At 39.6% G+C, this 21,158-nt stretch carries 16 protein-coding genes; 6 read left to right on the plus strand and 10 right to left on the minus strand.

Annotation, left to right across the window (positions count from 1 at the left end; all coding sequences use genetic code 11):
• Positions 1 to 37: 37 nt before the first annotated feature.
• The 6 genes from nagA to EDC44_RS08090 all read right to left on the minus strand — a co-directional run bounded on the left by nagA (position 38) and on the right by EDC44_RS08090 (position 5,489).
• Positions 38 to 1,180, minus strand: coding sequence for an N-acetylglucosamine-6-phosphate deacetylase (gene nagA, locus EDC44_RS08065; protein WP_131977164.1), 1,143 nt, complete (start codon positions 1,178 to 1,180; stop codon positions 38 to 40).
• 16 nt (positions 1,181 to 1,196) lie between these two features.
• Entirely contained in the window at positions 1,197 to 2,000 is an 804-nt protein-coding gene (nagB, locus tag EDC44_RS08070) for a glucosamine-6-phosphate deaminase (protein WP_131977166.1), read from the minus strand.
• 56 nt (positions 2,001 to 2,056) lie between these two features.
• Entirely contained in the window at positions 2,057 to 2,935 is an 879-nt protein-coding gene (gene nanA, locus EDC44_RS08075; RefSeq protein WP_131977168.1) for an N-acetylneuraminate lyase, read from the minus strand.
• Positions 2,936 to 2,956: 21 nt separating this feature from the next.
• Positions 2,957 to 3,829, minus strand: a complete 873-nt coding sequence (locus EDC44_RS08080) for a MurR/RpiR family transcriptional regulator (RefSeq protein ID WP_131977170.1) — start codon at positions 3,827 to 3,829, stop codon at positions 2,957 to 2,959.
• A 30-nt stretch (positions 3,830 to 3,859) separates the two neighbouring features.
• Positions 3,860 to 4,741, minus strand: coding sequence for an N-acetylmannosamine kinase (locus tag EDC44_RS08085; protein WP_131977172.1), 882 nt, complete (start codon positions 4,739 to 4,741; stop codon positions 3,860 to 3,862).
• A 61-nt stretch (positions 4,742 to 4,802) separates the two neighbouring features.
• Positions 4,803 to 5,489: an N-acetylmannosamine-6-phosphate 2-epimerase gene (locus EDC44_RS08090; RefSeq protein ID WP_131977174.1), complete on the minus strand. Its 687-nt coding sequence runs from the start codon at positions 5,487 to 5,489 to the stop codon at positions 4,803 to 4,805.
• 247 nt (positions 5,490 to 5,736) lie between these two features.
• Between EDC44_RS08090 and EDC44_RS08095 the strand changes: the two genes are divergently transcribed.
• The 4 genes from EDC44_RS08095 (at position 5,737) to EDC44_RS08110 (ending at position 11,019) form a co-directional block, all read left to right on the plus strand.
• Entirely contained in the window at positions 5,737 to 6,720 is a 984-nt protein-coding gene (locus EDC44_RS08095) for a sialic acid TRAP transporter substrate-binding protein SiaP (protein WP_131977176.1), read from the plus strand.
• Positions 6,721 to 6,785: 65 nt separating this feature from the next.
• Positions 6,786 to 8,633: a TRAP transporter large permease gene (locus tag EDC44_RS08100; RefSeq protein ID WP_131977178.1), complete on the plus strand. Its 1,848-nt coding sequence runs from the start codon at positions 6,786 to 6,788 to the stop codon at positions 8,631 to 8,633.
• A gap of 100 nt (positions 8,634 to 8,733) precedes the next feature.
• Positions 8,734 to 9,882, plus strand: coding sequence for an N-acetylneuraminate epimerase (locus EDC44_RS08105; protein ID WP_131977180.1), 1,149 nt, complete (start codon positions 8,734 to 8,736; stop codon positions 9,880 to 9,882).
• Positions 9,883 to 9,954: 72 nt separating this feature from the next.
• A complete protein-coding gene (locus EDC44_RS08110) occupies positions 9,955 to 11,019 on the plus strand; it encodes a porin (RefSeq protein ID WP_131977182.1) in 1,065 nt (354 codons plus the stop codon).
• Between the two features lie 200 nt (positions 11,020 to 11,219).
• On the opposite strand, the gene EDC44_RS08115 is transcribed toward EDC44_RS08110, so the two are convergent.
• The 4 genes from EDC44_RS08115 to iolB form a co-directional block, all read right to left on the minus strand.
• Positions 11,220 to 12,677 (minus strand): surface lipoprotein assembly modifier, encoded by a 1,458-nt coding sequence (locus EDC44_RS08115; RefSeq protein WP_131977184.1) that lies wholly within the window; start codon positions 12,675 to 12,677, stop codon positions 11,220 to 11,222.
• Positions 12,678 to 12,851: 174 nt separating this feature from the next.
• Complete coding sequence (locus tag EDC44_RS08120) at positions 12,852 to 13,649, minus strand: Slam-dependent surface lipoprotein (protein ID WP_131977186.1); 798 nt, start codon at positions 13,647 to 13,649, stop codon at positions 12,852 to 12,854.
• 145 nt (positions 13,650 to 13,794) lie between these two features.
• Positions 13,795 to 16,779, minus strand: a complete 2,985-nt coding sequence (locus tag EDC44_RS08125) for a TonB-dependent receptor domain-containing protein (protein WP_131977188.1) — start codon at positions 16,777 to 16,779, stop codon at positions 13,795 to 13,797.
• Positions 16,780 to 17,322: 543 nt separating this feature from the next.
• The gene (iolB, locus tag EDC44_RS08135; RefSeq protein WP_131977190.1) at positions 17,323 to 18,147 is read right to left on the minus strand and encodes a 5-deoxy-glucuronate isomerase; all 825 of its coding nucleotides are present in this window, start codon (positions 18,145 to 18,147) and stop codon (positions 17,323 to 17,325) included.
• A 259-nt stretch (positions 18,148 to 18,406) separates the two neighbouring features.
• On the opposite strand from iolB, the gene EDC44_RS08140 reads away from it, so the two are divergent.
• Complete coding sequence (locus EDC44_RS08140; protein WP_131977192.1) at positions 18,407 to 19,915, plus strand: CoA-acylating methylmalonate-semialdehyde dehydrogenase; 1,509 nt, start codon at positions 18,407 to 18,409, stop codon at positions 19,913 to 19,915.
• Positions 19,916 to 19,987: 72 nt separating this feature from the next.
• Positions 19,988 to 21,121, plus strand: coding sequence for a Gfo/Idh/MocA family protein (locus EDC44_RS08145; RefSeq protein WP_131977194.1), 1,134 nt, complete (start codon positions 19,988 to 19,990; stop codon positions 21,119 to 21,121).
• Positions 21,122 to 21,158 lie beyond the last annotated feature (37 nt).

The following is a 21,158-nucleotide window of genomic DNA, read 5'->3' on the forward strand; positions in this document are numbered from 1 at the left end:
TGAAAAAACATCAAATGAACATAGAGGATATTTACTACTAAAAAAACTGCCAATCGCCATTCACAGCCGAACCTAATACGCTAAAATCATTCTTAAAGACAGTGAGATTAGCAATTTTACCGACTTCGACGGAACCTAATCGGTCATCGACTTTAATCGCTTTGGCCGGATAATAATTACACATGCGTAATGCTTCATCGAGCGGAATATTCACTTCACGCACCGCATTTTTGAGTGATTCGATCATAGTGATGGAGGCACCGCTCAATACGCCATTGGCATCAACACATTTACCGTCACGGACATAAATAGTTTTGCCCACAAAGCTGAAGGATTCAACATCCGCTCCTGCTGCCGCCAATGAATCGGTCACGATACAAAGCTTATCGCCTTTTACTCGTTTAGCAATTTTGACATTAGCAAAATCAACGTGCAAACCATCTACAATAATGGCCGTATAAATATCATCGGAATCCAACACAGCCCCCACAACCCCCATTTCTCGACCTGAACTTACAGGCGACATGGCATTATGTAAATGAGTAGCAAAGGTTGCCCCTTTGGCAAATGCTTGTTTGGCAATCGCATAACTTGCATTTGAATGCCCTACCGATACCACAATGCCTTGTTTCACAAAATCAGGAATATATCGCGATGTCGGATTTTCCGCTGCAATGGTAATTTTGCTGATCACATGCGCATTGGCAAGAAGAAAATCTTTCATCTCAAGACTGATTTCTCGGATATACTGCGGCTGATGAGTGCCTTTTTTCTCAATGCTGATGTAAGGTCCTTCCAAGTGCAAACCTAAAGCCTGATTTTTATGTTTGGCTAAATAATCTCCCATAATTTTGACCGCACTTTTCATATCTTCGTCCGGTGAAGTAATAAAAGTCGGTAAAAAGCTGGTTGTACCCGATTTCAAATTGGTTTGCTGCATAATTTCAAGGGTTTTAACGCTGGTATCATCATTAAACATTACGCCACCGCAACCATTAAGTTGTAAATCAATAAATCCTGCGGTGAGATTATGACCGCCTAAATCCATTTTTTTCATTTCAGAGGGTACATCTTCTTCTCTGACTATCGCTGTAATTTGTTCGCCTTCCACTATAACGGCATAACCATATAAAATGTCTTTAGCAGTATAAATTACGCTATTTGTTAATGCATATCCCATTGTTTTATCCTTACTTTTATAACACGCTATGGATTGCTCTAGCTTCCAATTGAGTAAAATATTTTACGGTTTTTACTTTCAATTCTTGAGTCGCCGGTTCATCTGCGACAAAAATCGCATGGCGATGTAATTGTAATGCACTAATAGTCCATAGGTGGTTTACACTACCTTCGACACCTGCTTGTAACGCTAATGCTTTATTATGACCAGTAATCAATAACATTACTTCTTCGGCATCCAACAATGTGGCAACACCGATGGTCAATGCATATTTCGGTACTTTATTCACATCATTATCAAAGAAACGGGAATTGGCGATTAAGGTATCTTCCGTTAATGTTTTGATACGGGTGCGAGAACTTAAAGATGAAGAGGGTTCATTAAAAGCAATATGACCGTCCACACCGACACCGCCCATAAATAGATTGATTTTACCGTAAGATTTAATTTTTTCTTCGTAACGACGGCATTCTTCATCATGATCATCGGTATTACCGTCTAAAATATTAATATTTTGCGGTTGAATATCCACATGATTAAAGAAATTATTATACATAAATGAATGATAACTCTCAGGATGCTCTTTCGGTAATCCTACATATTCATCCATATTAAATGTCACCACATGTTTAAAGCTCACTTCACCAGCTTGATAAAGTTTAATCAATTCATGATAAGTTTTTAACGGCGTTCCACCGGTAGGTAAACCCAATACAAACGGACGCTCTGCCGTCGGATTAAAATGATTAATGCGATCCACGATATGACGAGCAGCCCATTTACTGACTTGATCCGCATTTTGTAATGGAATTAAACGCATATTCTTCTCCTTAGTTATCGGAGCATATGCCTATACCATACGCCCCTACAATTTAATTACAAAAATTTTTCTTTCAGTTCTTTCGCTTTCGCTAATTGTGCATCAGTCGCTTTTGCAGTCATTGGTTCGCGACAGAATCCTGCATTCACGCCGTTTAGTTTCAACAATTCTTTAATTGTCAAATATAAGCCGTTTGCCAAGATACCTTCGATCAAATCATTAGTTACATGTTGAATTTCCAATGCTTCCGCCACTTTGCCCGCTTTGGTCAATTCAAAGATTTGACGAGCACGCACACCGTTTACGTTAAAGGTACTGCCGATTGCACCGTCAACACCTAAAGAAGCGGCCGGTAGCATCATTTCATCAAAACCTGCCCAAATTAAATGATCCGGATAAGCTTTTTTCAAACGTTCTAATAAATAAAAGTCACCTGCCGTAAATTTCACGCCTAATACTTTTGGATTTTTATATAATTCGCCAAATTGTTCTACACCGATATTCACACCGGTTAAAAACGGAATGGAGTAAACTATCATATTATTGCCGGTTTCCGCAATAATGGTTTCATAATAATGTTTGATTTCCGGAAAGCTGAATTTGTAATAGAAAGGAGTCACTGCCGATAAGCTGTCATAACCTAATTCAGTGGCATATTTACCCAATTCAACTGCTTCTTTTAAGTTTACGCTCCCCACTTGAGCAATTAATGCAACTTGGTCTTTCACTTCATCTTTTGTAATGCGGAAAATTTCTTTTTTCTCCGCCGTAGAAAGCATAAAGTTCTCACCGGTACTACCGCCTACATAAAGACCGTCTACTTTCATTTTGTCAATATTGTAGCGAATAATCTCACGTAAGCCTTGTTCGTTGACTGAACCATCTTCATTAAATGCGACTAATAACGCACTAAAAATACCTTTTAAGTCTTTCATTTTTTCTCCTAATTAAGAAAATTAATTCACACGTTGTTCAATAATAACATTTACAGTTTTTTGTTTTGCTTCGATTGCTTTTACTTCTTCAAACTGAACAATCAAAGCATAAATCAAATCCAATACAAATAATTGCGTAATTTTGGTACCGATAGAATCCCCTTGTAATTGTCCTTGTCGGTTACCGTTATGCAACACATAATCCGCAATTTTAGTTATAGGTGAGCGTAAATTATGGGTAATCGCTACGGTTGTTGCCCCCACCGATTTCGCAATACTCAATGCTTGTGCAATTTCATTAGAATATCCGGAATGACTAATACCGATGACAACATCCTCTTTATTCATTAATGATGCCTGCATATACATAAAATGATTATTGCTGGTCGCATCAACCTGAATACCGATACGCATAAATTTATTCTTAGCATCTTCCGCCGTAATGCCGGAGGATCCCATACCAAATACAAACAACCGTTTGGATTGACGGATTGCCTGCACTACTTTTTCTAATTCATTAAAATCCAATAAATTAATTGTTTCACTAATCACATTGTTAATTACGGTTTGTAATTTCAATGCGATTTGTTGGGAATCATCATCTTTACTGATTTCAGTATCCAATAATAATTGCTCTTTTTGATCTTGAGTTGCCAGCTCGATAGCCAACTCCATTTTAAAATCACTGAATCCTTTAAAGCCCAAAGTTCGACAAAACCGAATAAAGGTCGCTTCACCGACATCCAACCAACGAGCCACACCAGACAATGATGTTTGGCTGATTTTATGCGGTGATTTTAAAATTTGCCCAGCAATACGTTTTTCCGTTTTGGTCAAACTGCTTTGTAACGCCTCTATTGTATTCAGAATGTTTCCGCTTTTATTAGTCGCCATATTTGACTCCTACACTTTATTGATTAATTTCTAGGCTTTTATCAGCCATTGCTTACCCCATACAGCAGCACCGATTAATCCTGCATCGCCGCCATATTGTGCGGCCTCTATCGGACAATAGTAAAAATGCGGCATTTGAACTAAATATTCTCTGACTAATGGTAAATAACCTTCCGCTAAACCGACACTGCCGCCAAGCACTACCTTTTGCATATCAAGGCTAATCACCAAATCGGCAATTAAATTTGCTATAGCTTTTGCCGAACGGTGCACAAGTGCGGTCGCTTTTTCATTATTTTGTCGAAATAACTCAAACACTTCTTTTGGGGTACAAGGATTATCCCATTGTTGAGCCGCCGCTTCAATAGCCCGTCCTGAAGCAATTGCTTCAACACAGCCTTGACGACCACAACCGCACATTGACCCGTTAGGATCCGCCAGACTATGTCCGATATGGCCGGCAATACCATTCGGTTCGGTTAATAATTGCCCGTTTAAAATGATACCGCCGCCAACACCGGTGGATACCGTAATAAACGTGAAATTTTGCACCGCACTTTGATCTTGCTCTTGATACTCGGCACAAGCTGCGGCTTGCACATCATTCAACAAAAATACCGGTTTATTCGTATGCCGGGCAATACTCTCTTTGAGAGGAAATTCAGCCAAACCACCCAAATTTTTTGGATTTAATGCGGTTAAAATGCCGTTGTTGATAATGCCGGTAGAAGCAACAGAAACATAATCAAATTGTTTATCATAACTTTCCACCAACTGTTTTAATGCTTCGTGCATCTCAGTGGCAGCATTATCTTGCGGTGTAGTAATTTGCTGACGTTGGGAAACCTGATTGTTTTCCACCAAAGCCGTTGCAATTTTTGTTCCGCCAATATCTATCGCTAAACAACGCATAATATGTTCCTTTTTGTTTTTACAGACGGCATATTACGCCGTCCGATTATTCCGACGATCTTTATTTTGCCGATTTCACCGCATCCGCAAACCAACTCACGATATGTTCCAAACGCGTTAACGCAGATCCCACAGTAACACAGTTTGCACCAATTTCAATAGCGGTTCGAGCCAATTCCGGCGTATTGTAACGTCCTTCAGCCATCACAAAACAGCCTGCCGCTTTCAAATCTTTTACTAACTGATAATCCGGTTCATCCGGCACTGTTCCTGCGATATAACCAGACATCGTGCTGCCTACAATATCGAAACCGAGTTGCTGACAATACAAACCCTCTGCTAAATTAGAGCAATCCGCCATAGCCAAACACCCCATTTCTTTAATTTTTTTCACCGCACTTTTGATATCCACCGGACGCGGACGATTCGTTCCGTCAACAGCAATAATATCGGCTCCGGCCTTTGCAAGCTCTTCAATATCTTGTAAAAACGGCGTAATACGAACCGGGCTGTCCGGCAGATCCCGCTTAACGATACCAATAATCGGCACATCAACTAAAGGACGTGTTGCTTTTAAATTTTCTATCCCTTCAATGCGAACACCTGCTGCACCGCCGACAACAGAAGCCTGTGCCATAGCAGCAACAATTTCCGGTTTATCCATTGGACCATCGTCCACCGGTTGACAGGAAGCAATCAATCCCTGATCAATTTTTTCTAAAATTCCTAAATTTGAAAGATTTGACATATTTACTCCATTACAAAATTATTCAACCAGAGTGTTTCTTCAAACTGTGTTTAGCATATTCCTACTTTTTTCAAATAACAAGTTATTTATAATTATTTTTATGGAGTTTTAGGGAACAAATTTTCAAAAATGTGATCTATCTCTCATTTCTGAAACAAAACTTCAAAAACCATTTGAAAAATGATTTTTTTACTTTATTGTATTCAGCAAATAAAATTGTAATCCATTTAACCATAGGAGAATCAAGATGAAATTTAACAAATTATTACTTGCCGCTTTATGTGCCGGTGTGGCAGGTTCGGCTTTGGCGGCAGACTATGACTTAAAATTCGGTATGGTTGCCGGAACAAGTTCTAACGAATATAAAGCCGTGGAGCTTTTCGCCAAAGAAGTGAAAGATAAATCCAACGGTAAAATTGAAGTATCCATTTATCCAAGTGCTCAACTTGGTGATGACCGCGTAATGATGAAACAATTAAAAGACGGTGCATTAGATTTCACTTTAGGAGAATCTGCCCGTTTCCAAATTTTCTATCCTGAAGCGGAAGTTTTTGCATTGCCTTATATGCTGCCTAATTTTGATGTGGCAAAAAAAGCATTGCTGGAAAGCAAGTTCGGTCAGGGGTTACAACAAAAAATCGAAAACGAATTGGGTATGAAAATTATCGGTGTGGCTTATAACGGAACCCGTCAAACCACATCAAACCGTGCAATTAATTCAATTGCTGATATGAAAGGCTTGAAATTACGTGTACCGAATGCGGCAACCAACCTTGCATTTGCTAAATATGTAGGTGCATCACCGACACCAATGGCATTCTCTGAAGTATATCTTGCATTGCAAACCAATTCTGTTGACGGTCAAGAAAATCCATTACCGACTATTCAAGCACAAAAATTCTATGAAGTGCAAAAATACTTGGCAATGACTAATCATATTTTAAACGATCAACTTTATTTAGTCAGTAATGCCGTGATGGATGAGTTGCCGGAAGACTTACAAAAAGTGGTAAAAGATGCAGCACAAAGTGCGGCGGAATACCACACTAAACTATTTATGGATGGTGAAAAAGAATTAGTCGCCTTCTTCCAAGAAAAAGGCGTGACAGTGACTCAACCGGATCTTGTTCAGTTCAAAGAAGCGTTACAACCATATTATGATGAGTATTTGAAAAAGAATGGCGATTTAGGTAAACAAGCCATTGAAGAATTTTCAGCATTAACGAAATAATACGGGCTAGGATCTTATTTCTAAATACGGAATAAGATCCTATATTTGGTTCATTCGAGGTATCTATGAAAGTTTTTAACAAATTAGAAGAATGGCTTGGTGCATCCTTATTATTAGTCATCTTTTTGATTTTAGTTGGCCAAATTGTTGCTCGACAAGTTTTTGATTCGCCGATTATTTGGAGTGAAGAACTCGCAAGATTATTATTTGTCTATACCGGCTTATTAGGTATCAGTATGGGTGTACGCAGTCAACAACATGTGTTTATTGACTTTGTCACGAACTTTATGCCTGATACATTAAAACGAATTTCAAATTCCTTTGTACAAATATTAATTTTTATCTCTATTGTGATGTTTATTCACTTAGGTTTTAAAGTATGGCTTGATGCCAGTTTTGAAATCGTATCCTTAGGAATTTCCGAAAAATGGCTCTATGCGCCATTGCCTTTCATATCCTGCTTAATGCTATTCCGTTTTTTCCAAACACAAGCGGAAAACTTTAAACATAAAAATACATTTATTCCTGCAGCATTGTATATCATAAGTGCGGTCATTATTTTCTCACTTTTATATTCGCATCCTGATATCTTTAAAGCGTTACGTATCACTAATTACGTTAAATTAGGTAGTAATGCGGTTTATGTTGTCTTGGTCGTTTGGTTAATTATCATGTTTCTGGGCACGCCGGTAGGTTGGTCACTTTTCATTGCCACTCTGCTTTACTTTGCTATGACTCGTTGGAATGTGGTAAATTCGGCCTCCTTAAAATTAGTAGATAGTTTAAACAGCTTCCCATTACTCAGTGTACCATTCTTTATCTTAACCGGTATTTTAATGAACAGCGGCGGTATTACCGACCGAATCTTCAACTTTGCCAAGTCCTTGTTAGGTCACTATACCGGTGGTATGGGACACGTAAATATCGGTGCCAGTCTGATTTTCTCCGGTATGTCCGGCTCCGCATTAGCGGATGCGGGTGGTTTAGGTCAATTGGAAATCAAAGCAATGCGTGATGCCGGCTATGACGATGACATCTGCGGCGGTATTACGGCAGCCTCTTGTATCATCGGACCATTAGTGCCGCCAAGTATTGCCATGATTATTTACGGTGTTATCGCTAACGAGTCTATTGCAAAATTATTCGTCGCAGGTTTTGTACCGGGTGTATTAATCACCATCGCATTAATGAGCATGAACTACTTCGTTTCTAAAAAACGTGGTTATCCAAAAACTCGCAAAGCGACCATGGAAGAAATCTGCACATCATTTAAAGGTGCAATCTGGGCAATCCTCACACCAATTTTAATTATCGGCGGTATTTTCTCAGGTTTATTCACCCCGACAGAAGCAGCGGTAATTGCAGCACTCTACTCCATGATTGTCGGTAAATTTGTGTATAAAGAATTAACCTTAAAAACCTTATTCAAAAGCTGTATTGAAGCGGTGGCAATCACCGGTGTAACCGCACTAATGGTAATGACCGTAACATTCTTCGGTGACATGATCGCCCGTGAGCAAGTTGCAATGCGTATTGCGGGAGGTTTCATGGCATTTGCCGATTCGCCTACCATGGTTTTAGTGATGATTAACTTACTGCTGTTATTCCTTGGTATGTTCATTGATGCCTTAGCTTTGCAATTCTTAGTGTTACCTATGTTAATTCCAATTGCAGTGCACTTCGGTATCGACCTGGTATTCTTCGGTGTAATGACAACTTTGAATATGATGATTGGTATCTTAACACCACCGATGGGAATGGCTTTGTTTGTAGTAGCACGTGTAGGTAATATGCCGGTGAGCACGGTAGCAAAAGGCGTACTTCCATTCTTAGTACCGATATTCATTACACTGGTATTAATTACAATCTTCCCACAAATCATCACGTTTATACCGAATTTATTAATGCCGTAAAAATTAACCGGGGAATTTCCCAAACTCCCCAAAACTTAAAACACCGTTCGCAGGTTTTATGAATGGTCAATTTATCTACTCAACAATGAGGTACTTAAATATGAAATTTACAAAATCAGCTCTAACTTTCGCAATCGCAGCTGCTATATCTTTCTCTGCTCAGGCTTCACAGTATCCGGATCTACCGGTTGCCATTAAAAATGGTGCCGGTGCATTAGTAGGTGATACCGTGTATGTAGGCTTAGGTTCCGGCGGTGATAAATTCTATGCCTTAAACCTTAAAGAAAAAGATGCGCAATGGAAAGAAATTGCGGCATTCCCGGGCGGGAACCGTAACCAACCTGTTGCAGCAGGTGTTGATGGCAAATTATATGTATTTGGCGGATTCTTCAACACAGACGCACAAGCAAATAAAACGTTCAATGATGCTTACAGCTACAACCCCGCAGACAACACCTGGACTAAATTAACCACTCGTGCACCTCGCGGGGTAGCAGCAGGTGTAAGCTCCGTAGCAGATAAAAACAAAATCTACTTTATCGGCGGTGTAAACGAAAACATTTGGGATGGATTATTCCAAGATGTAAAAGCCGTTGGCGATGGTGATAAAGAAAAAGAAAAACCGGTATTTGATGCATATTTCAACCTACGTGCTCAAGATTTCTTCTTTAATGATGATGTAATGAGCTATGAACCGGCAACCAACATATGGCGTAATGAAGGTAATTTCCCTTACGGCGGGCGTGCAGGGGCAGCAGTCGGTTTGAAAGACGGCAAAATCCTTGTTGTAAACGGTGAAGTGAAAGCAGGTCTTCGTACAGATACCACAGAAATCGGTACTATCGGTAAAGACGGCATAAAATGGAAACAATTAGGTAAATTACCGGCTCCGAGCGGCTATGACAAGCAAGACGGTATTGCAGCTGCAATGGGTGGCTACTCCAACGGCACATTTATTGTAACCGGTGGTGCAAACTTCCCCGGTGCAAAAGCACATTATGAAAAAGGCATAAATGATGCACACCGTCAACCGGGCTTGAAAAAAACATGGCATAACGATGTTTATGCACTGGATGCTAAAAAAGGCACTTGGAAAGTCGTGGGTACACTCCCTGCTCCGATCGCGGCGGGCGTTGCGGTGTCTTATGACAATAAAGTATTACTTATCGGTGGTGAAACAGAAGGCGGCAAAGCTTTGACGTCTGTACAAACGATGAGTTATAACGGCAAAACTTTGAAAGTTGAATAATCAAAGTATGCCTCTCTTAAGTAAGTAAAATAAGTCGTAAAACTTAAATCAACTAACTATAAGGAAATCATTATGAAAAAAACAATTATTGCTTTAGCAGTTGCAGCACTGGCCACGGGTTCAGCGAATGCGGCCGTTATTTATGAAAAAGACGGCACTAAAATTGATTTAGATGGTCGTGTTCACATGGAAATTCAAAATATCAAAGATCAACGTACCGACTTACGTGATGTGGGTTCTCGTTTCCGTGTACGTGCATACCAAGAAATTGGTGCAGGTTTCTCTGCATACGGTGGTGTTGAAATGCGTTTCTCTAATGATAATCAAATTGGTGGAAACTTCAGAACTCACCGTTTATATGCCGGTTTTATCAATCCTGAAATCGGTACATTAACATTTGGTCGTCAATTGCATTTAGGCGACCATGTACCAAAAGCTAACTACACCTATGAATGGGGCGGCAATACATTCTTTGATGCACACAAAAAAGCAGCCCATTTTATGTCGGCTAAATTTGCCGGTGTTCGTTTTGCCGTAGATTACTACTTCGGTAATGCTGCAAAAGCGAATAATACCTCTAGTGGTGCCGGTGCAGCTTGGGATGAAGGACAAGGTTATGGTGTAGGTTTATTCTATGATGGGAAATGGGATGATTTTGCAGTTCGTTTTGGTTCAAACTATAGCGAAGTTACACAATCTGAAACAGGATTAAAAGCCAAAGAGTATAAACTAAAACGCGGTGGTATTGGTTTTGATGTAAAATATAACATTGTTACATTAGGTTTTGACTGGGCATTCGGTAAAGCTGAAGGTAACAATCAATCTAAAAATATTGGTTTCCAAAAAATCTTCAGCTATAACACACCTCTGAATAAACATAATCGTTTCTTAATCGGTTTGAAAGTAGATGTTACGCCACAAAATGCCATTTATGGTGAATACTATTTCAGTAAAGGTAAAGAAGCTCGTCCTTCTCCAGCCGATATTAAGTCAAATGGTTGGATGCTTGGCGTTGATCACAGATTCAACAAATATGTCGCTGTGTATTTAGAAGGCGGCACCGGTAAAGTTAAACAAGATGGTATTGAATTGAAGAAAAACCATCGAGTGTTAGTAGGTTCACGCATCATGTTCTAATCATCTGATTAATGCTTAACATAAATCATGTGATTTAATCGCCGGTCTGACCGCATAACATAAAAAGTGCGGTCAGTTTTTGGTAAAAAAAGCCCTGTTGATGACAACAGAGCTTGAGTTTTTTTAAGGCTTATTTTCCGGTTCACAAGCTCAAGTTTACCTATGGAAATATAAGTCTCGTAGCTGTTCCGTTTCAACTATTAGAAATACCATTCCAAATTAAGCTGTACTTCCGTTTGTTTGTAAGAGTACACATAGTCCGCATTGCTCTTATTCCGAGTATGTCTTACTAATATATTTGGTGTCATGCCATAAAAACGCCATTGCGGCATTCTTAAAATAGCCAAATAAATTTGCTGATTATCACGACGTTTTTCCCCTAATACGGCATGATATTCCTGATAATCATAACGTCGCAACAATGCCAGTAAGGTCGTATTTAGCCCGGAATCAAATTGATAACTAATCCCTAAGCGAATACCCGCCATATGATAAGCCTGAGTTTTGTCGGTTGTATTACGGTGTAACCAGTCCACGCCGCTAAATACTGTGGTTTTCGGTGTTAATAGATGATACCAGGTAGCAAATAATGAGATGAGATTTGCCGTTTCCAATGATGTGTAATGATCGCTGAAATATTGTTTCTTCTGTTCAAACTGTATATTTCCTATATTGCGAGGTGATATATTTTGTGTCCAATCAATATGTCCGCCCAGAGCATGATAATGACGGTTATTACCAAACGTATTGAATTCTGCTAAAGGTGCTACGGTAATGGAAGTATCAGCATTCTGATAGTTATATCCGGCATAAACCTTGGCGGTATTTTCATTATATTCGTGATGATTCGGATAAAACTGCCCGTAACTGTTCAGATAAAATTCTATGCCATGATGACCTGAAAGGGATATTCTTCGTTGCAAACTCAAATCATAACGCCAGCCACCAGCATTTACCGAATCCGGAGCGCGTTGATTCACAATACATTGTGAAGCGTTATACAGCAAACATACCGACTTTTGGGAAGATTGATTGATGTTTTCGTTATACTGGTAACCGAATGTTAATGCACCTTGCCAGGATTCACGGTTCGCAAGTGCCTGCTGATAATCCTTTATTGTGGCAAGTACGCCCTCAGGTAAATCCTGTATTGCGATTTTGTTAAAAAGTGCGGTTGATTCTATATTTTTTTTATTTTCAAACAGGATACGGGCCAAATCCAACTGACCACGTAAGAAATCCGGTTCAGCTTGCAGTAATGCCCGATAATTCGCTTCTGCTTCCTTTAAATGACCTTTTTCTCGAGCCAATGCCCCTTTAGCAAACCAGACCAATTCAAGTTTATGTTCGGGAAAACTTTCATACTGCGGCAAAAATTTTTCCACATATTGCCATAACTGCTGATTTATAGCGATATACAGTGCCTGCCCGACAGCATCCATATTATGTTCCACTTCAAAGGATTCCCCTGCTAAAGTGATTTCATTGGTTTTCGGTCTATCGTCACCTACCGTTTGTTGTTCCCGCCGTTGTTGTGCAGATTGATGAGCATGCTGTTGCCATAATTTAATCGCCTCATGTTCCTGCACATCTGCGGACACGGCAACATGACTGATGAAACATAATAAGCTTGTATAAATAAAAAAACGCTTTTTCATCAAATATCTACCTTATGGTTGAAACCTCGCCATTTATGGCGGATAATTTAATTGAGAGAGGTGTAACCTCTTCCAATTCAGAGCAACACATAGAACCTAGCTCTTGTAAGACTCTGTGTGTTGAAACATATATGAAATAAAAGAGGGAATTGCTTCCCTCAATATCATTAACGACTATTTTTTAGTACCGCCAAATGCAGTATCGTATTTGTTATTACCATTAAATTTGGCATAACCGGCTAAAGCTGCAGCATCTTTGCCAAAGAAATGACCTTTAGTCTCCCCTTTTATGCTTCCATTGGCATAAGCATCGCCAGAAAAACTTGCATTAGATTTAATTGTCGCATTTTCAACTTTTACTGTTAATCCGGATTTAGCAATAGAACCATTAAGTTTACCTTTACCGAAGTCCGCAGTCATTTGACCTTTTAATACCGCTTGGTCTAAGTCTGAGTTATTATTTATGCCAACAACTTCATAAACAGCGACACCACCTGTTGGCATAGCTTCTGTTTTGTTATTACCAGCATAGTACACAACGCGGTCTTTATCTGCGTTGCCGCCTTTTGCCAGCCATTCTCCAAAGTAAAGTTCTTCGGAACCTACTTTTTTAAATGCAAAGTTACCTAATTTGTCATGAAATCCAGGCACCCAACTAGGCAAGTTGCCCATTTTTAAGACCACAACACCATTTTTATCTACACCGCCAAATACTTTTAACCATTGTGTATTTTTGGTGATATTAGTTAATGATTTGAAACTGGTGACTTTTTTAGTTACCCCTTTTACATTTACGCCAGGTAGCCCACCGTCATCTTTATGGAACCAACCATTGTGCGGAGTTGAACCGTTTTTAGGAAATTCTAAGGCTAACTTGTCATTAGAAATACCTGATGTAACGGTTGCAGCTTGGGCAGTTGCAATAACTGAAAATCCCGCTAAAAGTGCGGTAGCTAAAATAGATTTTTTCATATAAAATCTCCTTTCGTGGATATTTATCCATAGTTAATATACATACTTTGTTGATATTGATGACAAAGTATGTTCCTCAAGGCAGTAAACATTGTGCCTATACAACGGTTTACTGCCTTTTTTAGAAAGGCATATAAATGACTTTCTAAAACTTTGCCGTTAACCCAAGTTTTATCGTTCTGCCCGGAGCCGGGATCATTGAACGTGTCATTGGGTCAAGATAATAACGATCTGTTAAATTGGTGCCGACTAATTCCATAATTAAATTTGGCGAAAATTGATATTTAATATAAGCATCCACAGTTAATACCGGCTGCCAAGACATTGGTCGGTTCCAAATAGCATCATCTAAGATTTTTTGTTCCCATAATCTGTCTTCATCTTTATTTTTGGCTTTGCTGTGATATAACCAGCGTGTGCCGATTTCTAATTTACGCTCGAAGAAACGTGCGCCTAAATTAGAACTGATAGAATATTTCGGTTGTAATTGAGTACGCAGATAGCCCCAGGCAAACCCGCCTGTTATGCAAGTCGGCACTCGTAGTTGAACCGGATCCAGTTCCACTGCAGTATTGGCATCACAGACTTTATTTTTAAGATGATATTCAATACCGAGATCGCCAAAGAAATCCCCATTATCATAACGGGCTTGTAGTTCAATACCTTCCAGCTTACGTTTATCCAATTGCACAAAACGAAATTCTGTATCTCGGTCTATTACATCTTTAGTTTCATTATGGTAATAGCTTAATTTAATATCCGCTTTGGTTGGTGTGCTGAAATAATGACTAAAATCATGCACATAACCCAATTCAATATTACGTGCTTTTTCCGGTTTTAATTTAGCATTTTTAAAACGTGCCGAGGTATCCGCACTGGCGGAAAAGCCAACTGTGGTTTCAAAGATACTCGGCATACGTGAATATTGGGTATAACGTAAATATGCACGAGAATGCTCCGTTAAAAACACCGTAGCAGAAAATGCCGGAGAAAAGGCATGTCCACGTTTTTTCTCTACTTTTGTTAATTTATCGCCTTCTTTCATGACTTCACTAAATGGAAAAACAGTACTACCTAATTCATATTTATCAACTATCTTCCCTGTAATCGGATCTTGCACTTTCTCATTTTTTAATGAGCCATTATAAAAAGGATTATCTTCTCGATGTAACCGTCCATCATCACGATAATGCCAATATATTGTTTTGACTTTATAACGTTTGCCATCCGAAATTGAGCTTGCCCCATTCTCCAATTTTTCTATCTTTGCCCGTAAATCATCAGAATCACCGCTACCTTCATCCAATTGTTTTTGCAATGATTGATATTGCTCCCATTCATCTTTATTCATCACTTCATTATATTCAAAATACTGCCCAACATTAACTCTGGGGGTTGAACCAGAAAAATAAGGTTTATACAATTCCCCTGATTTCACTAAATAATCTAAATAGTCATCAAAAGACCAGTATTCGTTATAACGCGCCCCGGCCGTTAACATAAGCCAGTTGGTCGGGCGGTAATTAAAATTAAATACGATATCCCATTCCTGACGGCGACCGGCACGCGGCGGGCTTTCATAAGTGCTGCTTGGGTTAGGTTTAGCATTAAAGTGGCTGCTGGTTAAACGTTCCTTTTGAAAAGCGCCGGAAATCGTTAAATCCAGTTTATCCGTTAAATTCATTGTATTGCTTAAATTAAAACCTCGGCGCGTATTATAAGCATTCACTTGGGCGGCATTCACATAACTGTATTTACCATTCGTATTAGGATTTTTCTCAACTAACGGATTGCCGATTCTGGCTAAACATTCACGGTCAATAATAAAATACTCATGTGGTGTTGCAGGAGAGGGATTGAGATGCACGCAATCACTGGTCGCCAATGTCCAATCTACATCCATAGAATTCGCTTCGCGTGGATTCCCTCCGGATGTATTGGTATCACTATCGGTGCGGGTATACCATACGCCGGCTTTAAAATTAATCCATCGATTATCCGGGTTATACTCATAATTCAAATTAAAGGCATTTTGTTTTACGGTCGCAAGCGGCCATTGCGGAACAAATCCATGAAATGCTTTAAAATCCAAACGGGAAGGCATAATTTCACCGTAGATGATTTTTGTTTGACGATAGCCCATCTTTAATGTTTGTTTATCCGTTAAACGAATCGTATTTTTCAGCAAATAAGATTCCATTACACTAGATGTGTTCGGTACTTCTGTATGCGGTTTGTAAATTGATGCGGCAAAGGGCAAGTTCGGTTCGATCTGTTTTAATTCACGTCCTGATTTTTGGTCAATTTCCGCTTCATAATTATGCGCGCCACCTCTACCGGCAAGATAATTTCCTTTACTGCGGTAGCTATATGCGGCAAGTAAATCAAACTTATCTTCTCTTAGCCCGACAGCAAGCCGTATCGCATTATCTTTAAAATATTTGCCTTTAGTTTTCGGTTTCACCAATGTGACGGCAGAAAAATCGCCGGGCGTACCATCACCGACTACGCGGTAGTCTTGGCCCCATTTAAAATCCGGAACACGCTCTTTAACCGAGTTATTGCTGGTTTCCAGTTTAAGTTCAGCCCCGACTTTCTTGCCTGGTTTGAGAATATCATCGACATCAATCGTACGCATTTTTACTGCACCACCAATACCGGAATTATTACCGGATGCCAATTCAGGACCTTTTTCAACGGTAATACCACCGATTAAATTCGGGTCAAGATAATTACGGTTATTTGCCCCGTTATAACCACGCCATGTGGTCAAAGCTTGTTCTGTGCCATCAATCGTAACAGGAATTCGCCCCTGCCCTTGCACGCCACGAATATTCGGATCAACCGCACCGCTATTACGGGCATCGCCGCTATATACACCATTGAACCCTTGAAATAAATCCGCAGGAGCTGCCCCTTTATAACGTTCCACCGTTTCTTTACCTGCATACATATTGGTGATATTACGTAGATAAACCTCATCTCTACCCTGTTCATCTTTTTGCTCGGCAGTCGCCGTGACGGTAATAGTGCTAAGTTGTTCACTATTTTCTGCAAAAACAAAAGGAACCCATGTACACACATAGGTTCCCAGTAGAAATTTATAGTATATCTCTTTGTTACCATCCATATCGTACCTCCCTCCATTAGGATTTTATTTGCGATCAAATAAAATGATAATTATTATCATTTGACTTATGAAATGGGATGATACCCTATAATTAAAAAAATTCAATAAGAAATGGAAAATATTTTCTATATCAATTTTTATGGCAGGCAGAACTACACACAGGACAGCAGTGCTGTAATCGCTAATAATGGTGTAGTAAATATTTATGCTGAAAACGATGTTTAAAACGGGAAACTGTCAGATTAGAGTACAAACGCTCGAACATTTTGCGGTAGATGATTTTATCCGCCTCTGCTCAATTTGGCTATCTGAAACGGTTATTCGTACTGTTGTTTTGCGGCTTAAGCAACCGTACTCTTGCATGCTTGAGGAGTTTATAAATCATCGGACGTGACACGCTATAGCGTTTCGCTAAGGAAGTTATGCTTTCCTTGTTCTTATGGTAAGCGTGCCAAATCACTCCTTTTTGGAAAGGCAATAGTTTTGTATTTATTACAGTATTTTTTTCTATAATACTGTAAACAATGCCAGGCTAGATTACAATTATCTATCAGCATATTCTTGACTATTGATCCACATATGATCTTGCTCCCAAGTGAATCGCCATTTACGTACCGGTCCTGCCATTACATTGAGATAATAATTATTATAACCGGCGATGGTAGCCACCGGGTGATAACCTTTCGGCACTTGAACCACATCACCGTCATACACTGCCATACATTCATCTAATGAGCGGTCATCGGTATATACCCGTTGTAAGGCAAAACCTTGTGAAGGTTCAAAACGGTGATAATAGGTTTCTTCCAAATAGGTTTCCGTTTCGCTGTTTTTGTTGTCGTGTTTGTGGCTTGGGAACGAACTGGTGTTACCTTCATCAGTAAACACTTCCACCACTAATAAGCTGTCAGCGATTTCAGTTTCCGGCAGGATATTATGTACTAAACGCTTATTATTACCGTAACCGCGTTTTTCTACCCCCACATCACTTGGTGCAATTAAACGCACCGGTAAATTACCGTTACTTGGAGCACGACATACGGCTAATTCCAAATAGCTTTCCGGTGTAATTGTCACTGATTTGTTGTGCGGTATATACACCGAATAAGGCGGAATTCGTTCAAACGGCGTATTCCGATTACCGATATGTTCAAATTTGTTGCCATCTGTTTCAACCGTTGCACGACCTGCGACTAATACCAAACAGGCTTCCGTATCTTCCGTATTTAGCGTAAGCGTTTGATTCTGTTGTAGATGATACATTTCAAAGCCCACATATTCCCAACCGGCACTTTGTGGAGTGACTTTTTGTACCTGGCCGTTTGGTAGCGGATTATTTTTTTGCGATTTAGATAATAATTTGCTCATAGTTTACCTCTGTTTACCACATTAACTAATTGGATTAAAACTGTTCAAATTTCACCAAATCATACCGCACTTAATAAAATTCGCCAGAATATTTTGTCAAAATTGTAATCTAGATCACAAAAATGAAATTTTTATTTCACTTTAATGCAAAACGGATTGAAATATTTATTTTATTGATCTAACCTTAGTGAACACAATCTTTGGTAACAACGGTAAACAATATTTTTTAATCATATCTGATATTAATAAGGAGTAAAGAATGGAAACGGTTTTAAACTTTATTAACGGTAAACAAGTTGCAAGTAAAGGGACCAAAGCTTGGCCTATTTATAATCCTGCAACCGGAGAACAAATCCGTCAGGTATTCATGAGTACGGCGGAAGAAGTAAATGAAGCTGTTGATGTGGCTCATGCTGCATTTCCGGCCTGGTCCGCTACACCGCCTTTACGTCGTGCTCGTGTAATGTTCAAATTTAAAGAATTATTAGAAAGAGATTTTGATAAACTTGCTCGCGTGATTACCGAAGAACACGGTAAAACCTATTCCGACTCCATCGGTGAGCTACAACGCGGTTTAGAAGTGGTTGAATTTGCCTGCGGTATTCCACACTTATTAAAAGGTGAGTTTTCTGAACAAGTAGGTAAAGGTATTGATGTACATTCCACTATGCAACCATTGGGTGTAACCGTAGGTATCACACCATTTAACTTCCCGGCAATGGTACCGATGTGGATGTTCCCGGTTGCAATTGCTTGCGGTAATACCTTTATTTTAAAACCGGCCAAAGCGGATCCGTCTTTATCTATTTATTTAGCTGAATTATTAAAAGAAGCAGGTCTGCCTGACGGTGTATTTAACGTGGTACATGGTGACCGTAACGATAATGAAATCTTAATGAATGACCCACGTGTTCATGCTGTAAGTTTTGTGGGTTCAACTCCGGCGGCTGCCCACGTGTATGCAACATCAAGCAAAAACGGTAAACGTGCTCAAGCATTAGGTGCTGCAAAAAATCACGCTATCGTGATGCCGGATGCAGATATCTCCTCTACCGTTAATGCTATATTAGGTGCAGCTTATGGTGCCGCCGGTGAGCGTTGTATGGCATTGCCGATTGTGGTAACTACCAATGATGATGTAGCCGATAAATTGGTAGCTGCATTAAAATCTAAAGTAGAAACCTTGCGCTATGGCCCGGGCATTCCGAAAAATGGTGAAAAAGAAGTGGATTTTGGTCCGTTAATTAGCCAAAAACACTTAGATAACGTCACCGGTTATATCGATCAAGGTGTAAAAGAGGGGGCTACTTTAGTGGTTGATGGTCGTGGTAAAAAACCTGCAGGCCATGAAAACGGTTTCTTTATCGGCGGTACATTGTTCGACCACGTAACCAAAGATATGGTGATCTACAAAGAAGAAATCTTTGGTCCGGTACTTGGTATTGTGCGTGTTCAAAGTTTTGAAGAAGCACTGCAATTAATTAATGAGCACCCTTACGGTAATGGTACGGCAATCTTTACTAAAGATGGCGGTACGGCTCGTGAATTTGCTTATCACGTACAAGCCGGTATGGTCGGTATTAATGTGCCGGTTCCCGTGCCGATTGCATTCCATTGCTTTGGTGGTTGGAAACATTCCGCTTACACTCAATTAAATGCTTATGGTCCGGATAGTGTACGTTTCTACACCAAAATGAAAACTATCACGACTCGTTGGCCAAGCGAATATCATATTGAAAACGCAGCATTTAGTATGCCAACCTTATAATTAATTAAGGATTAAAGGGAAGATTTTATTCTTCCCTTTTTTTACATTTTTCGCCCATTCAAGGAGTTTATTATGAAACAGATTCGTGTCGGTTTAATTGGTACAGGTTACATCGGTCGTTGTCATGCTATTGCTTATGCACAAGCCCCAACGGTTTTTCCATTGGAAGCGGAATTAGTGTTGGAATATTTAGCGGAAATCACACCGGAATTAGCAGCTCAAAAAGCCAAAGAGTTCCGTTTTAATCGCTCTACCGGCAATTGGTTGGATGTGGTGCAAGATCCCAATGTGGATGTAGTGGATATTTGCACACCGAATTTCTTACATAAAGAAATTGCTCTTGCCGCTATTGCTCATGGAAAACATGTGTATTCGGAAAAACCCCTTGCACTCACTGCTCAAGAGGCAAAAGAAATGTATAATGCAGCAAAACAAGCCGGCGTGAAAACTCTTGTGGGTTTTAACTATATTAAAAATCCGACAACCCAACTGGCTCGTGAAATTATTGAAAAAGGTGAAATCGGTGAAATTGTGCATTTCTACGGCACACATAACGAAGATTACCTTGCCGATCCGAATACGCCTCTTGATTGGCACTGTATACGTGAAAAAGCCGGTCTTGGTGCATTAGGCGATTTAGGTGCTCATATTGTGCAAATGTCGCAGTATCTCGTTGGAAGCTATATTCAAAAAGTTATCGGTGATATGGAAACTGTGATTAAAACTCGCCCGAATCCGAAAAATATTGCGGAACAATTAGCGGTGGAAAATGAGGATCAAGCCACCGCACTTGTGCGTTTTGCCAACGGTTGTATGGGAACCATTGAAACTTCACGAATCGCTTGTGGGTATAAAATGGGATTAAGTTATGTTATCATCGGCACAAAAGGCACGATTAGTTATACCCAAGAACGCATGGCGGAATTAAAAGTGTATTACCATGGTGACGATCCGAGCCGCCAAGGATTTAAAACTATTTTGATCGGTCCGCTCCATCCGGATTACAAAAACTTCTGCATCAGTGCCGGACACGGTATTGGCTTTAACGATCAAAAAACGGTAGAAATTCGTGATTTAGTCAACAGGCTTGCTAAAAATCAAGATATGTATCCGGATTTCGAAGAAGGTTACAAAGTTTCACGAATTTTAGATGCAATTACTCTTTCTTGTGAGCAAGAACGATGGGTAAATGTAGAAGAAATTTAATTTTAACACATTCAAAAAATGCGAAAATATAGGATTT

The organism is Cricetibacter osteomyelitidis (genome assembly GCF_004340985.1).
GTDB lineage: Bacteria > Pseudomonadota > Gammaproteobacteria > Enterobacterales > Pasteurellaceae > Cricetibacter > Cricetibacter osteomyelitidis.